The organism is Nocardioides sp. P5_C9_2, from assembly GCF_054049555.1.
Window position 1 is genome coordinate 1 of sequence record NZ_JBFUMD010000036.1, and the last position, 14,500, is coordinate 14,500.

A 14,500-nucleotide genomic window follows, 5' to 3' on the forward strand; every position below is an offset into this window, starting at 1 on the left:
GTGCAGCCCGAGCGCCTCGCACACGCTGCGGTCGGTCAGCGGCAGGTGGTGGTCCAGGTAGTCCCAGTAGCGGCCGCCGACCGCCCTGATGTTGGGCATCAGGATCACCAGCGCTCCGCCCGGCCGCGTCACGCGCCGCGCCTCCTCCAAGGTGGCCGCGAGGTCGTCCTTGGTCGGCAGGTGCTCGAAGAAGTTGGACGTGAACACCGTGTCGACGGTCTGGTCGGCGATCTGGTGCATGTCGTCCGAGCGGGTCGTGATCACCTCGACGCCCGGGTCGGCGAAGCGCGCGGTGTCGGGGTTGAGGTCGACCGCGATCCGTCGCCGAGCGCGCACGACGTTGCTGAACTCGCAGCTGCCCGCGCCGAGGTCGAGCACGGTGCCCTCGACGGGCACGTAGCGCTGGAACACCTCGTCGACCAGCACCTCCCACAGGATCCGCTTGTTGGCGAGGTCCCGCTCGTCGAACCGGTTGCGGTAGATCGCCTCGAGGTCGTCGTTCATGCGGTGGTCCTTTCGTGGGCCAGGTCGGCGACGAAGATAGCGGTCCCGGGGGTGAGCAGCCCGCGGGTGCGCGACCACCCGCCCCAGACCCGGTCGTGGTCGGCGGGCCACTCGGGCTCGACGAGGTCCACGAGGGTGAAGTCATGGCCGGACAGCAGCCGCACCCAGTCACCGAGGGTGCGGTGGTGCTCGACGTAGGCGACCACCCCGGTCTCGTCGTCCACCTCGACGTACGGCGTGCGGTCCCAGTAGGACTGCGACGCGATCAGGCCGCCCTCACCCGGGTCGTCGGGGAACATCCACCGCGTCGGGTGGGTCACCGAGAAGGCGTAGCGCCCGCCGGGCCGCAGGACCCGGGCGGTCTCCGCGACCGCGTCGGCGATGTCGTGCACGAACTGCAGCGCACCGAAGGAGCAGAAGACCACGTCGAAGGAGTCGTCGGCGAAGGGCAGGTGGGTGGCGGTGGCCCGCACGGACGGCACCACCACCCCGGTGATCTCGTCGATGCGCCGGCTGTGCTGGAGCTGGCGGTGGGACAGGTCGAGCCCGACCGCCCGGCCTCCCCGGGTGCGTACCCAGCGCGAGCACTGCCCGGCGCCGCTGCCGACCTCGAGCACGTCACGGCCGCTCACCTCGCCGAGGACGTGGAGGTCGTCCTCGGTCTGGCCCTCGGGACCCCACACGAATCCCGCATCGCCGAGGAACTCCCCGTGGGTGGCCTGGTACTCGTCGGCGTAGCGGTCCCAGTCGGGACCGTTCGCGCTCCGGGACTCGGACTCGTCGACGGGGCGGCGTTCGACCCGGACGGCCTGGGGGAGGTGGTCCTGCACCGGTCCACGGTACTGCGCGGTGCTCGGGTTGGACGCTCGAGGGCGGGGCCGCGTAGGCTGCAGGGTGCGCCAGAGGTCTGCCTGGGTTCCATACGGAGCGGACCCACGCTCGTCATCCTTCATCGGTGGTGAAAACAGGGCTTCTGCGCGTGTCCGAACGACTTCTGACCATCCAAGGAATCACTTCCCTTATGACGAGCACCATCTCCTCTACTTCCGCATCTGACTGGGACTTCGACGCTCCCCAGGTGGCGGTCAACGACATCGGTTCCGAAGAGGACTTCCTCGCGGCGATCGATGCGACCATCAAGTACTTCAACGACGGCGACATCGTCGAGGGCACCATCGTCAAGGTGGACCGCGACGAGGTGCTCCTCGACATCGGCTACAAGACCGAGGGCGTCATCCCCTCGCGCGAGCTGTCCATCAAGCACGACGTCGACCCCTCAGAGGTCGTTTCCGTGGGCGACAAGGTCGAGGCCCTCGTTCTCCAGAAGGAGGACAAGGAAGGCCGTCTGATCCTGTCCAAGAAGCGCGCCCAGTACGAGCGCGCCTGGGGCACCATCGAGCAGGTCAAGGAGGAGGACGGCGTCGTCGAGGGCACCGTCATCGAGGTCGTCAAGGGCGGCCTCATCCTCGACATCGGCCTGCGCGGCTTCCTGCCCGCCTCGCTGGTGGAGATGCGTCGCGTCCGCGACCTGCAGCCCTACGTGGGTCAGACCCTCGAGGCCAAGATCATCGAGCTCGACAAGAACCGCAACAACGTGGTCCTGTCGCGCCGTGCCTGGCTCGAGCAGACCCAGTCCGAGGTGCGTCACGGCTTCCTCACCCAGCTCCAGAAGGGCCAGATCCGCAAGGGTGTCGTGTCCTCGATCGTCAACTTCGGTGCCTTCGTGGACCTCGGCGGCGTCGACGGCCTCGTGCACGTCTCGGAGCTGTCGTGGAAGCACATCGACCACCCGTCCGAGGTCGTCACCGTCGGTGACGAGGTCACCGTCGAGGTCCTCGACGTGGACATGGACCGCGAGCGTGTCTCCCTGTCGCTGAAGGCGACGCAGGAGGACCCGTGGCAGCACTTCGCCCGCACCCACCAGATCGGTCAGATCGTCCCGGGCAAGGTCACCAAGCTGGTGCCCTTCGGTTCGTTCGTCCGCGTCGAGGAGGGCATCGAGGGCCTGGTGCACATCTCCGAGCTGGCCGAGCGCCACGTGGAGATCCCCGAGCAGGTCGTCCAGGTCAACGACGACGTCATGGTCAAGATCATCGACATCGACCTCGAGCGTCGCCGGATCTCGCTGTCGCTCAAGCAGGCCAACGAGACGGCTGCCGCGTCCGACGTCGAGGAGTTCGACCCGACGCTGTACGGCATGACCGCCACGTACGACGAGCAGGGCAACTACGTCTACCCCGAGGGCTTCGACCCCGAGACGGGCGAGTGGCTCGAGGGCTTCGACGACCAGCGCGCCGTCTGGGAGGACCAGTACGCCAAGGCGCACGCGCGTTGGGAGCAGCACGTCAAGCAGCAGGCCGACGCCAAGGTCGCCGAGGCCGAGGCCGGCGAGGCCACCTCGTACTCCTCCGACGGTGGCGACACCGACACCCAGGAGTCGACCAGCGGTTCGCTGGCTTCCGACGAGGCGCTCCAGGCGCTTCGCGAGAAGCTGACCGGCGGGGCCAGCTGACCCACCGCGTCACCCGCACGACACGTACCACCCAGGAGGCCCGCCGGTTCGCCGGCGGGCCTCCTGTCCTGTCCGGGGAAGGCCCGTGCCCGGTCGCGCGTGACGTGGCGCGGTCAGGCGCGGCGCGGGACGAGATGGCGGCGCAGGTCGACCGACCCGAGCTCGTCGTGGTCATCGGCGCGCAGGGCGGCGCCGGCGAAGTGGTCGTGGCGTGCGTACCGCACGAGCAGCGCGCCGAGGATGAGCAGGACGAGGAGGAGAGCGAGAGTGGTCATGGCAGTAATCATGCGCTCGAGCTGATCCGGCCACGAGTGGCAGCAATGTCGTTGTCCGTTGATTTACTGCCACGGGTGGGCCATGCTGGTGCACATGCTCACCAACGTCGCCGTCCTGGTCTGGGACGAGGTCGCCATGTTCGAGCTCGGCGTGCTCTGCGAGGCCTTCGGGGTCGACCGCAGCGACGACGGCCTCCCGGTCCTGGACTTCGCGATCTGCGGCGTCGAGCCCGGACAGGTGCGGACCTCGCTGGACTTCGAGCTGCAGGTGCTCCACGGCCTCGACCGCCTCGCCGAGGCGGACCTGGTCTGCGTGCCGGCGATGGGCGGCCACGGCAGCATCCCCGCCGCGGTCGTGCACGCCCTCCAGGACGCCGTCGCGCGCGGGGCCCGCGTGCTGTCGGTGTGCACGGGCGCCTTCGTGCTCGGGGAGGCGGGCCTCCTCGACGGCCGCGAGGCCACCACGCACTGGAAGCACACCGACGAGCTCGCCACTCGCTTCCCGCTCGCCCGCGTGGTCCCCGAGGTGCTGTACGTCGACGCCGGCCAGGTCGTCACGAGCGCCGGCTCGGCCGCCGGCCTGGACGCCGCGCTGCACGTGTGGCGCGAGGAGTACGGCGCCGCCGCGGCCAGCACGGTCGCCCGGCGCATGGTGGTGGCCCCGCAGCGCCCCGGCGGCCAGGCCCAGTTCATCTCCCGCCCGGTGCCGGAGTGCACCTCCGACTCGCTCGCGCCGCTGCTCGAGTGGATCCAGGGCAACCTGGGCGAGGAGCTCAGCGTGGACCTGCTCGCGCGGCAGACCCACCTGTCGTCGCGCACCTTCGCGCGCCGCTTCAAGGACGAGACCGGCACCACGCCGTACGGCTGGATCCTGGCCCAGCGGGTGCACGCCGCGCAGGAGCTGCTGGAGCAGTCCGACCGCTCGGTCGAGTGGATCGCCGCGGAGGTCGGCTTCGGCAACGCGGCGACGCTTCGCCACCACTTCACCCGGGTGCGCGGCGTGAGTCCGCAGCAGTACCGGCGCACCTTCGCGTGTCCTGCCTGAGCGGAGGTACCCGGCCGCGGCCGTGCCTGGACGCCGTGGGGCGTCGGAGCGCTGCGCTCGGTAGCCTTGCCGCGTGACGCACACGCCGCTGCCCGACCTGTCCCGTGACGACCTCGCCGCCCTGCGCGACGAGCTGCAGGCGTCGTACGACGAGCTCCGTGGTCGCGGCCTCGCCCTCGACCTGACCCGGGGGAAGCCGTCGTCGGCCCAGCTCGACCTGTCCGACGCCCTGCTCACCCTGCCGCGCGGCTCCCGCGACAGCAGCGGCACCGACGTCCGCAACTACGGCGGGCTGGCGGGGCTCCCGGAGCTGCGCGAGATGTTCGCCGAGCTCCTGTGGGTCGAGCCCGAGCAGGTCGTCGCCGGCGGCAACTCCAGCCTCTCCATGATGCGCGACGCGCTGGTCTACCTGATGCTGTTCGGCGGCGTCGACAGCGACCGGCCGTGGGGCAAGGAGGGCGTGGTCAGGTTCATCTGCCCGGTCCCCGGCTACGACCGGCACTTCACGCTGCTGGAGTCGCTGGGCATCGAGATGATCACCGTCCCGATGAAGGACGACGGCCCCGACGCGGAGGCGACCGCCCGGCTGGTCGCCGAGGACCGGTCCATCAAGGGCATGTGGGTGGTCCCGACGTACGCCAACCCGGCCGGCTCGGTCTGCACCCAGGAGGTCGCCGCCCGACTGGCGTCCATGGAGACGGCTGCCCACGACTTCAAGATCTTCTGGGACAACGCCTACGCGCTGCACCACCTCACCGAGGAGGAGGCCAAGAGCGCCGACATCCTCACCCTCGCCGCCGCGAGCGGGCACCCGCACCGGCCGATCATGTTCGCCTCGACCTCCAAGATCACCTTCGCCGGCGCAGGGGTCGCGTTCCTCGCGGCGTCGGTCGAGAACGTCGCGTGGTACCTCGGGCACCTCGGCAAGGGCTCCATCGGGCCGGACAAGGTCAACCACCTTCGCCACGTGCAGTTCTTCGGGTCCGCGCAGGGGGTGCGCGACCACATGGAGAAGCACCGTCAGATCATCGCGCCGAAGTTCGCCGAGGTGGACCGGGTGCTCACCGAGCGCCTCGACGGTCGTGGGGTGGCGCACTGGAACCGGCCCCGGGGCGGCTACTTCGTCAACCTGGACGTCATGCCGGGGACCGCGTCGCGGGTGGTGACGCTGGCCAAGGAGGCCGGCATCGCGCTGACCCCGGCCGGCTCGTCGTTCCCGCACGGGCAGGACCCGAACGACGAGAACATCCGCCTCGCTCCGACCATGCCGCCCCTCGCGGAGGTCGCCGAGGCGATGGACGGTGTCGCCACCGCCGTGCTCCTCGCCGCCGTGGAGAAGCTCCTCGACCGTGGCTGAGGTGGTCGACGCGGGGTTCCAGCCGTTCACCTTCTCCATCGTCGGTGTCCAGAAGGCGGGCACGTCGACCCTGCAGTGGATGCTCAACCAGCATCCGCAGGTGGCGCGGCCGCCGCGCAAGGAGATGGGCTGGTTCGACGTCGACGAGGCCGCGTGGCTCGAGGCCGACCACACGTCGTACGGCGTGCGGCGGACGTCCCACGAGCAGTGCGCCCTCGGGGACGCGACGCCGCGCTACCTCGTGATGCCCGGCACCCTGGAGCGGATGCGCGACCGGCTGCCCGACCTGCGGCTCATCGCGATCTTCCGGGACCCGATCGACCGGCTCGTCTCCCAGTGGGTGATGGTCCGCGAGCGCCAGCCGGGCAGGGCGCCGGACTGGCCAGAGATGATCGCCTGGCGACCGCCGTCCTTCCCGACGATCCTGCCCGAGGAGTACACCGGGCGCGGAGGACGGGCCCGCTTCCTGCGCGCCTCCGGGGTCGTGCGCGGCTACTACGGCGGTCAGGTGGAGCACGGGCTGAGCGTCTTCCCGCGCGAGCAGTGGCTCTTCGTCGACTTCGCATCCCTCCTCGCCGACCACGCCCGGCACCTCGACCAGGTGACCGACCACCTGGGCATCGACCGCTTCCGCAAGCACCCGCCCCTGAGGAAGCTGATGGCGGGTGCACCGGCCATCAGCGGCACCGCGCCGACGGGTGCGGACCTGAGGGCGTTGGCCCGGTCCCTGGAGCCCGAGCTGGCGCAGTACGTCGCGCTCACCGGGCTGCCGGTCGAGCACTGGACCACCGAGCGACTGCTCCGCGGTGACCTCGACGCCGACGAGCAGGCGGCGGCGTACGCCCGCAAGGCCGGACTGGTCTGACCCTCACGCGGCCCGGGCCTCCAGCCCGCCGCGGACGAGGGCGGCGTAGCGACCGCCGCGGAGCAGCAGCTCCTCGTGCGTGCCCAGCTCGACCACCCGTCCGCCCGCCAGCACCGCGATCCGGTCGGCGTCGCGCACGGTCGAGAGCCGGTGCGCGATGGTGATGGTCGTGCGTCCCTCGGCAAGCACGTCGAGCGACTCCTGGACGGCCCGCTCGGTCCCGTTGTCCAACGCACTCGTCGCCTCGTCCAGGACGAGCACGGCCGGGTCGCGGAGCAGGGTCCGGGCGATGGCCAGCCGCTGCTTCTCGCCGCCCGAGAAGCGGTGGCCGCGGGAGCCGACGACGGTGTCGTAGCCCTGCGGCAGGCTGCTGACGAGGTCGTGGATCCGCGCGCTGCGACAGGCCTGCTCGATCTCGGCGTCGGTGGCCCCGGGACGGGCGTGCAGCAGGTTGGCGCGGATGCTGGTGTGCATCAGGTAGGTCTCCTGGGTGACCATCCCGACCCGGCCGGTGAGGTCGGTGGAAGCCACGTCGCGCACGTCGACGCCGTCGATGAGCACCCGTCCCGCGCCGGGGTCGTGCAGGCGGGCCACCAGGCCGGCCAGCGTGGACTTGCCGCTCCCGGTCTCCCCGACGAGGGCCAGGGTCGATCCGGCCGGTACGACGAGGTCGATGCCGTCGAGGACCGGCGCCTCGGGGTCGTAGGCGAACCGCACGCCCTCGAACCTGACCTCGCCGCCGCTGCTCGGCAGGGCCACCGGGGTCCTGGGCTCGGGCAGGTCGACCGGGAGGTCGGCGTACTCGAAGATGCGCGAGAACAGGGCCATCGACGAGGTGACGTCCACGCCGACGTCGAGCATCCCCATCAGCGGTCGGAACAGGGTGCCCTGCAGGGCCACGAACGCGACCAGGGTGCCGATCGTCATCCCGCCGGAGGTGGCCGGCAGTCCGGCCGCGAGGTAGATCGCGGCCGGCACCGCTGCGAAGACCACGTTCATGGTGGCCATCCGCCAGCGCCCGGCCAGACGGGAACGGATCTCGAGTCCCACCAGGTCCGCGGAGGTCTCCTCGAAGCGGTCGCTGAGAGCGCCGGAGGTGCCGAGCGTCTTGGTCAGGAGCACACCGCTGACGGACAGGCCCTCTTCGATCTGGACGTGCAGGTCGGCGAGCCGGCGCTGGCGCTGGGCGGTGATCGCGTGCCGCTTCCGGGCGACCTGGCGGGTCAGCAGCACGGCCGGCGGGAGCACCACCAGCGAGAGCAGCGCGAGCCGCCAGCTCAGCGCGGCCATGGCGACCGCCGTGCCGATGACCACGGTGATGTTGGCGGCGATGGAGGTCGCGGTGCTGGTGACCACCCCCTGCATGCTGCCGATGTCGTTGACGAGGCGCGACTGCACGTCACCGCCGCGCGTGCGGGTGAAGAAGCCCAGCGACTGGCGCTGGAGGTGGGCGAACAGGTCGCTGCGGAGGCGGTGCATGACGCGCTGGCCCACCGAGGTGGAGAGCCAGGTCTGCACCACACCGATGGCCGCGGTCGCCACCGCGACGCCGAGCATGGCGGCCACGAGCAGGACGAGCAGCCGCACGTCCTGCTGGGGGAGGGCCACGTCGATGAGGTGGCGCACCAGGAACGGCTGCGCGAGCCCGATCACCGAGCTGAGGACGATGAGGGCGACGACGATCGCCAGGGTGCCGCGGTGGGGCGCGAACAGCCGCGCGACGCGGGCGAGGGGGACGGGGTGGTCCGCGAGCTGCCGCCGGTCGGCGGGGTCGGGACGGCCGCTGCGGGAGCGGCGGGAGCCTGTGGTGTCGTCCATGCGACCAGCTCCTCTCTGTGGTGGTTCGACGGTCGTGAGGTTGCCTCACTATGAGGGTGCAACGCGTTGTCGGCTAGGTTTCTTCCCGTGAGCGAGCAGACGGGCGACCTGCTGATGGCGGCGGCCCGGCGCGTGCGGCGCGAGTACGCCGAGGCGMTGGCCGAGTTCGGCACCACGCCGTCGCAGTCCCGGGCACTGCGCGTGGTCGCGGCCGAGGAGCCGGTGCGTCCCTCCGTGCTGGCCGAGGCGCTGCGCATCGTCCCCCGATCGGCCACCGAGGTCGCCGACGCCCTCGAGCTGCACGGCTGGGTGCTCCGGGAGCCCGACCCGACCGACCGACGGGCGACGTCGTTGACCATGACGGAGGAGGGCCGGCGCGTGCTCGCGCACATGGACGACGCGCGGCGGGGCGCGGGGGAGCGGGTGCTGGGCGCGCTCGGCGCCGACGACCGCCGTACGCTCGACCGCATCCTGAGGACGTTGGGGGAGCACTCATGACCGTACGGGTCGGGCTGACCGGGGGCGTGGCCTCCGGGAAGAGCACCGTCTCGGCGATCCTCGCCGAGCTCGGCGCGGTCGTCATCGACGCCGACGCCCTGGCCCGCGAGGTCGTCGCACGGGGCACTCCCGGGCTGGACGCCGTCGTGGCCGAGTTCGGCCCCGCGCTGCTCACGCCCGAGGGCGACCTCGACCGGCCGGCGATGGGTCGTCTGGTCTTCGGCGACGAGTCGGCCCGCAAGCGGCTGGAGGCGATCATCCATCCGCTCGTGATCGCCCGGATGGCCGCGCTCGAGGCCGATGCAGGCGAGCACGACGTGGTCGTGCACGACATCCCGCTGCTGGCGGAGGGGGGTCGCGCCGACACCTTCGACGCCGTCGTGGTGGTCGACGCGCCGCGTGACCTCCAGGTCGAGCGCATGCTGTCGGATCGCGGCTGGACCCGCGAGGACGCCGAGTCGCGGATCGCCGCGCAGGCCACCCGCGAGGAGCGCCGGGCGATCGCCACCCACGTCATCGACAACAACGGCTCGCTCGAGGACCTGCGGGACCGCGTCGAAGCGGTTCTCTCCGAGCTCCGCGGGTAGCCTGCGGGCCGTGCGACTGCCTCTCCTCACCACTGCCACGGCCCTCACCGCGGGCGTGCTGCTCATCGGTGGGTGCGCCAGCACGCCGGAGTCGGGGGAGGCCCCGGAGCCCAGCCGCACGAGCAGCAGCACGGCCGCGCAGGCGGACCCGTCCGCACCGGCGGAGACCACTGACCCGGACACGACGCTCAGCTGGGGCCCGACCGTGGGCGAGCTCGAGGCGGCGCAGGCCCTGGTCGCCGGGTGGACCCCGGAGCAGCTGGCCGGACAGGTGATCGTCGGCCGCTACCTGGGCACCGACCCGGCCGAGGTGGCCACGATGGTTCGCGAGCACCACCTCGCCGGCGTCTCGGTCACCAACGGCAACGTCGTCGACGAGGCGCAGGTGCGCGCGACCACGGCGGCCGTGAGCGAGGCGGTGGCCGAGGACGGCCGCGACTTCCCGGCGATCATCGGGGTGGACCAGGAGGGCGGCTACGTCTCGCACCTGCGGGGCATCGCCACCGAGTTCCCGGCCTTCGACGCCGCCGGCGCCGCGATCGCCGCCGACGGCGCGACGGGTCGCGAGGTCGTGCGCCAGGCGGCGTACGCCACCGGCATGGAGGTCCGCGACCTCGGCTTCACGTGGGTCTTCGCCCCGGTCGCCGACGTGACCATCGGGGCGGCGGACCCGACCATCGGCACCCGCTCCGCGAGCGAGGACCCGGCGATCGCGGCCAAGGCCACCGCGACCGCGGTCCGCGGCTACGACGCGGCGGGCGTGGTGTCGACCGTCAAGCACTTCCCGGGCCACGGCGCCGCGACCAGCGACAGCCACGACACCCTCCCGGTCCTGGACTCCTCGCTGGCCGAGATCGAGTCGCACGACCTGCCGCCGTTCGAGGCCGCGATCGCCAGCCACGCCCCCGCCGTGATGATGAGCCACCTCGACCTGACCGCCGTCGCGCCCGGCGTGCCGGCGTCGCTGGCTCCGGAGGTCTACGACCTGCTGCGCGACGACCTGGGCTTCGAGGGCGTCACGATCACCGACTCGCTGGGCATGGGGGCGGTGGCGGCCAGCTGGAAGCCGGCCGTGGCGGCCCTCAACGCCGGCGCCGACCTGCTCCTGATGCCGGTCGACACCGTCGAGACCCACCGCGTCCTGACCCAGGCGATCATCGACGGTGACGTCACCCGCGAGCGCGCCGAGGAGGCCGCCGCCCGGGTGGTGGCCCTGCAGATGTGGCAGGGGCGGACGGCCGGGGATACCCCGGTGCCGGACGACGTCACCTCGATGGCCGGCGAGGCCGCCGCGGCGCTCACCTCCGCGGCGTACTGACCTCGCCGGGGGCGGTGAGCCAGCCGTTTCGCCGGGCAGCGGTGAGTCAGCCACGTTCTCGACCCGGCCAATGTGGCTGGTGCACCGCCCCACAGGGTCGGAGACGGCACGCGCCCGAACGCACCGAGGCCCGCCCCGACAGGTGTCGGAACGGGCCTCACGCGGAAGATCGGGCGGTACGCCTCAGGCGGCCGTGCCGGTCGCCAGGTCCGGGTCGCCGATGCGGCGGAGCTTCTGCAGCGCCTCCCGCTCGAGCTGGCGGACCCGCTCGGCCGAGATGCCGTGCTTGGCGCCGATGTCGGCCAGCTTGTGCTGGCGTCCGTCGGTGAGTCCGTAGCGCGCGCGGATGATGTCGGCGGCACGCTCGTCGAGGTGTCCCACGAGGTCCTCCAGACGCTGGCGCGCCTCGACGTCCAGGAACTCCAGGTCGGGGCCCGGAGCCGTCTCCTGGGCCATCAGGTCGCCGAGCGAGGTGTCGCCGTCCTCGTCGACCGGGGTGTCGAGGGAGACGTGGTCACGACCCCACGACATCAGGTCCAGGACCCGCTCGACCTGCATGCCGAGCTCCTGGGCGATCTCCTGCGGCTCCGGGTCGCGGCCGAGCTGGCGCTCGAGGGTGCGGCGGGCACCGCTGACCTGGTTGAGCTCCTCGACCACGTGCACCGGGAGGCGGACGACGCGGGCCTGCTGCGCGATGCCGCGGGTGATGGCCTGTCGCACCCACCAGGTGGCGTACGTCGAGAACTTGTAGCCCTTGGTGTAGTCGAACTTCTCCACGGCGCGGATCAGGCCGGTGTTGCCCTCCTGGATCAGGTCCAGCATGGGCATCTGCGAGCGGCCGTACTTGCGCGCGATGGAGACGACGAGGCGCAGGTTGGCGGAGATGAACCGGTCTACGGCGCGGCGACCCTCCTCGGCCAGCCACTCCAGCTCCTCCTGGTTGGCGCTCATCGGGGCGCCACCCTTGCGGCGACCGATGCGGCCCTCCTCGAGGAGCCGCTCGGCGAGCAGGCCCGCCTCGATGGTCTTGGAGAGCTCGACCTCCATGGCGGCGTCGAGAAGGGGAGTGCGGGCGATCTCGTCGAGGTAGAGCCCGACGCTGTCGCGTCCCTCGATCTCACGCGTGGTGCTCGTACGGGTGCTCCTGGCGGTGCTCTGTGCGGTGCTCATCGTCGTCTCCTCCTCCGTGGCGTTGCGCCGATACCTCGCCACGTCTTCTCCAACGGCCTGCGTGGTCGAGAGATTCCCCGCCTCGCGCGCTCGGCCCTTCACCTGACTCGACGTCCCGATGAGCTCGAGAGTTGCCTCCCGGCGCAACTCTCAGGGACTTCTCAGAAGGGGTTCGGAGACCGGGTCCGGGAGGATTGGGCGCCCGTCGTCCGGGATCGGTCGTCCACACGTGCGGACGAGATCCTCAGTCCTCCTGGCGCACCTCGGCCGGCGCGAGGGCCGGGTCGTCCACGGAGTACGAGCGCACCGGCCCGGGAGCGGTCTGTGCGGTCTCGAAGCGCACCGTGACCACACCCCGGCCCGACCCCCACACCCACCCGGGGCCCATCTCCTCGTGCACGACGTCCATGCCGGGGGAGAAGTGCCGCAGGGACGGCGCCGGTTCGGGGACGACGACCTCGTCGGGCTCGGGCTCCGTGTCGCCGAACAGGTCCTCCTGGATCCAGTCGGCCAGTCCCGAGACGCCCACGCCGAGCAGCCGCACACCGCCGGAGGTGTCGAGGTCGGCCAGGAGCGCACGGGCGAGACGGGCGATGGTCGCCCCGTTGTCGGTGGGACTGGGCAGCGTCGAGGAGCGGCTCAGGGTGGTGAAGTCGTGCAGCCGCACCTTGATCGTCACCGTGCGTCCCGAGAGCCCGTGCTTCCGCAGGCGGGTGCCGACCTGCACCGCCTGCCGGGTGAGCAGGCCCTGCATGAGGGTGCGGTCGGTCAGGTCGGTGTCGTAGGTGCCCTCGCTGCTCACCGACTTGGTCTCCCGGTCGGCGACCACCGCACGGTCGTCCTCGGCCCGGGCCAGCTGGTGGAGCCCGTGCCCGTGCGCCCTGCCGAGCAGGCGCACCATCTCGTCCTCGGGCACGGACTCGAGGTCGGCGACCGTGTGGATGCCGGCGCGCCGCAGCCGCTCGGCCGTGGCCGGCCCGACGCCGGGGATGACGGTCACCTTCATGGGGCGCAGGAGGTCGCGCTCGGTGCCGGGCGGGACCACGGTCAGCCCGTCCGGCTTGTCGAGCTCGCTGGCCACCTTGGCGATGAACTTCGACGTGCCGATGCCCACGGTGCCGGTGAGCCCACCCGTCACCTCGCGCACCCGGGCCCGCAGCTCCTGCCCGAAGGCGGTCACCGTCTCGACCTCCAGGTCGGGCAGGTCCGCACGCTCGAGGTCGACGAACGCCTCGTCGAGGGACAGCGGCTCCACGAGGGGGGAGGCGGCGCGCAGCACCTCCATGACCCGCGCGCTCGTCTCCCGGTAGGCGTGGAACCGCCCCGACAGGAACGCCGCGTGCGGGCACCGCGCGCGCGCCTCGCGCCCGGACATGGCCGAGCGGACGCCGTACACCCGGGCCTCGTAGGACGCGGTCGCCACGACGCCGCGACCGCCGGTGCCGCCGACGATGACCGGCTTGCCGCGCAGCGAGGGCTTGTCGCGCTGCTCGACGGCCGCGAAGAACGCGTCCATGTCGAGGTGCAGGACCGAGGCGGTACGACGCATCACTCGCGCGGGTCGCCCGGCAGCAGGACGGTCCCGGAGCGGCTCACGCCGCCATTGTCGCAGGCCCGCTGTCGTCCACAGGAGTGAGCCGGGGGTGCGTCGTCCACAGCCTCGCGGCGGGCAGGTGGGAGGGTCGGTGGGTCGGGGGACCGTCCCCCCATGACACCCACACCCACACCCGCACCCGTCCCGCTGGTCGCGCGCACCCCGGAGGACATCCTGGCCTTCGTGCCGATCGCGCTCGGCTTCTCGCCCGAGTCGTCGGTGGCCATGCTGACGTTCGGCGAGCAGCCGTCCTTCCATGCCCGCGTCGACCTGCCCGAGGACCCCGGCGACGTCGACGAGATGGTCGACGCGCTGCTCCGTCCCAGCCTCAAGCACCTCGTCCGCCAGGTGATCTTCGTGATCTACGACGACGACACGGTCGTGGCCGACGAGTCTGCGTGGTCGTTGCACGAGGCCTTCACCGAGCGGCGGATCGAGGTGATCGACGTGCTGCGGGTGCACGGTGCCCGGTGGTTCGCCGTGCTCCCGGGCCGCCGGCCCGAGGCGTACGACGGCGTCCCGTTCGATCCGGGGGCCCACCCGTTCACCGCGCGCGCGGTGTTCGACGGGCGGGTGACCCGCGGCTCGCGTGAGGAGCTGAGGGCCACCCTGGATCCCGTCCCGGCAGCGGTCGCGGAGTCCGCGACCGTCCTGGCCACGTCGCCGCAGCCCCTCCCGGGTCGACGGGTGCGCGAGGTGGTGCACGAGCACACCCAGGGGTCCTCGCCCTGCCCGGTCGACGTGCTCGTGCCGCTGGCGCTGGCGCTGCGCGAGCCCGCCTCGCGTGACGAGGCGTGGTGTGGACYGACCAGGTCGGCGGCCCGCGCGCACGTCGAGCTGTGGAGCGACGTCGTCCGCCGCGTGCCCGACGAGCTCGTGCCCGGCCCGGCAGGCGTGCTGGCCGTGGCCGCCTGGCTCGCGGGCGACGGCGCCCTGGCGTGGTGCGCGGTCGAGCGG

14 protein-coding genes are annotated in these 14,500 nt (G+C 72.1%); 8 read left to right on the forward strand and 6 right to left on the reverse strand.

What is annotated here, in order from left to right; genetic code table 11:
* The coding region (locus tag ACXJKL_RS03420; RefSeq protein ID WP_457205649.1) for a class I SAM-dependent methyltransferase at positions 1-504 on the reverse strand (504 nt) is incomplete at its 3' end.
* Positions 501-1,334, reverse strand: coding sequence for a class I SAM-dependent methyltransferase (locus ACXJKL_RS03425; RefSeq protein ID WP_457205650.1), 834 nt, complete (start codon positions 1,332-1,334; stop codon positions 501-503). The genes ACXJKL_RS03425 and ACXJKL_RS03420, both read right to left, overlap by 4 nt.
* Positions 1,335-1,525: 191 nt before the next feature.
* Here ACXJKL_RS03425 and rpsA point away from each other — a divergent pair, with 191 nt between their 5' ends.
* Entirely contained in the window at positions 1,526-3,016 is a 1,491-nt protein-coding gene (gene rpsA / locus ACXJKL_RS03430) for a 30S ribosomal protein S1 (RefSeq protein ID WP_457205651.1), read from the forward strand.
* Between the two features lie 113 nt (positions 3,017-3,129).
* On the opposite strand, the gene ACXJKL_RS03435 is transcribed toward rpsA, so the two are convergent.
* Positions 3,130-3,291 (reverse strand): hypothetical protein, encoded by a 162-nt coding sequence (locus ACXJKL_RS03435; RefSeq protein ID WP_457205652.1) that lies wholly within the window; start codon positions 3,289-3,291, stop codon positions 3,130-3,132.
* An 82-nt stretch (positions 3,292-3,373) separates the two neighbouring features.
* On the opposite strand from ACXJKL_RS03435, the gene ACXJKL_RS03440 reads away from it, so the two are divergent.
* From ACXJKL_RS03440 to ACXJKL_RS03450, 3 genes are all read left to right on the forward strand, one after another.
* Positions 3,374-4,336 (forward strand): helix-turn-helix domain-containing protein, encoded by a 963-nt coding sequence (locus ACXJKL_RS03440; RefSeq protein ID WP_457205653.1) that lies wholly within the window; start codon positions 3,374-3,376, stop codon positions 4,334-4,336.
* Positions 4,337-4,409: 73 nt separating this feature from the next.
* Complete coding sequence (locus tag ACXJKL_RS03445; RefSeq protein ID WP_457205654.1) at positions 4,410-5,693, forward strand: aminotransferase class I/II-fold pyridoxal phosphate-dependent enzyme; 1,284 nt, start codon at positions 4,410-4,412, stop codon at positions 5,691-5,693.
* Positions 5,686-6,558, forward strand: a complete 873-nt coding sequence (locus tag ACXJKL_RS03450) for a sulfotransferase domain-containing protein (RefSeq protein ID WP_457205655.1) — start codon at positions 5,686-5,688, stop codon at positions 6,556-6,558. The genes ACXJKL_RS03445 and ACXJKL_RS03450 overlap by 8 nt, the downstream gene beginning before the upstream one ends.
* A gap of 3 nt (positions 6,559-6,561) precedes the next feature.
* Here the strand turns inward: ACXJKL_RS03450 and ACXJKL_RS03455 are convergent, their stop codons facing one another.
* Positions 6,562-8,376 carry an ABC transporter ATP-binding protein gene (locus ACXJKL_RS03455; protein ID WP_457205656.1) on the reverse strand — a complete coding sequence of 605 codons (1,815 nt, stop codon included), beginning with the start codon at positions 8,374-8,376 and terminating at the stop codon, positions 6,562-6,564.
* An 87-nt stretch (positions 8,377-8,463) separates the two neighbouring features.
* Here ACXJKL_RS03455 and ACXJKL_RS03460 point away from each other — a divergent pair, with 87 nt between their 5' ends.
* The 3 genes from ACXJKL_RS03460 to ACXJKL_RS03470 are packed head-to-tail and all read left to right on the forward strand — an operon-like array spanning position 8,464 to position 10,779.
* Complete coding sequence (locus ACXJKL_RS03460) at positions 8,464-8,874, forward strand: MarR family winged helix-turn-helix transcriptional regulator (protein ID WP_457205657.1); 411 nt, start codon at positions 8,464-8,466, stop codon at positions 8,872-8,874.
* A complete protein-coding gene (gene coaE / locus ACXJKL_RS03465; RefSeq protein WP_457205658.1) occupies positions 8,871-9,461 on the forward strand; it encodes a dephospho-CoA kinase in 591 nt (196 codons plus the stop codon). The genes ACXJKL_RS03460 and coaE overlap by 4 nt, the downstream gene beginning before the upstream one ends.
* Before the next feature lie 10 nt (positions 9,462-9,471).
* Entirely contained in the window at positions 9,472-10,779 is a 1,308-nt protein-coding gene (locus tag ACXJKL_RS03470) for a glycoside hydrolase family 3 N-terminal domain-containing protein (protein WP_457205659.1), read from the forward strand.
* 183 nt (positions 10,780-10,962) lie between these two features.
* Here ACXJKL_RS03470 and ACXJKL_RS03475 read toward each other — a convergent pair whose 3' ends face one another.
* Positions 10,963-11,949, reverse strand: a complete 987-nt coding sequence (locus ACXJKL_RS03475) for a sigma-70 family RNA polymerase sigma factor (protein ID WP_457205660.1) — start codon at positions 11,947-11,949, stop codon at positions 10,963-10,965.
* Between the two features lie 244 nt (positions 11,950-12,193).
* Positions 12,194-13,498, reverse strand: coding sequence for a DNA polymerase IV (locus ACXJKL_RS03480; RefSeq protein WP_457205661.1), 1,305 nt, complete (start codon positions 13,496-13,498; stop codon positions 12,194-12,196).
* 159 nt (positions 13,499-13,657) lie between these two features.
* On the opposite strand from ACXJKL_RS03480, the gene ACXJKL_RS03485 reads away from it, so the two are divergent.
* Positions 13,658-14,500 (forward strand): DUF4192 domain-containing protein (locus tag ACXJKL_RS03485; RefSeq protein WP_457205662.1); only part of this gene is annotated, 843 nt, incomplete at its 3' end.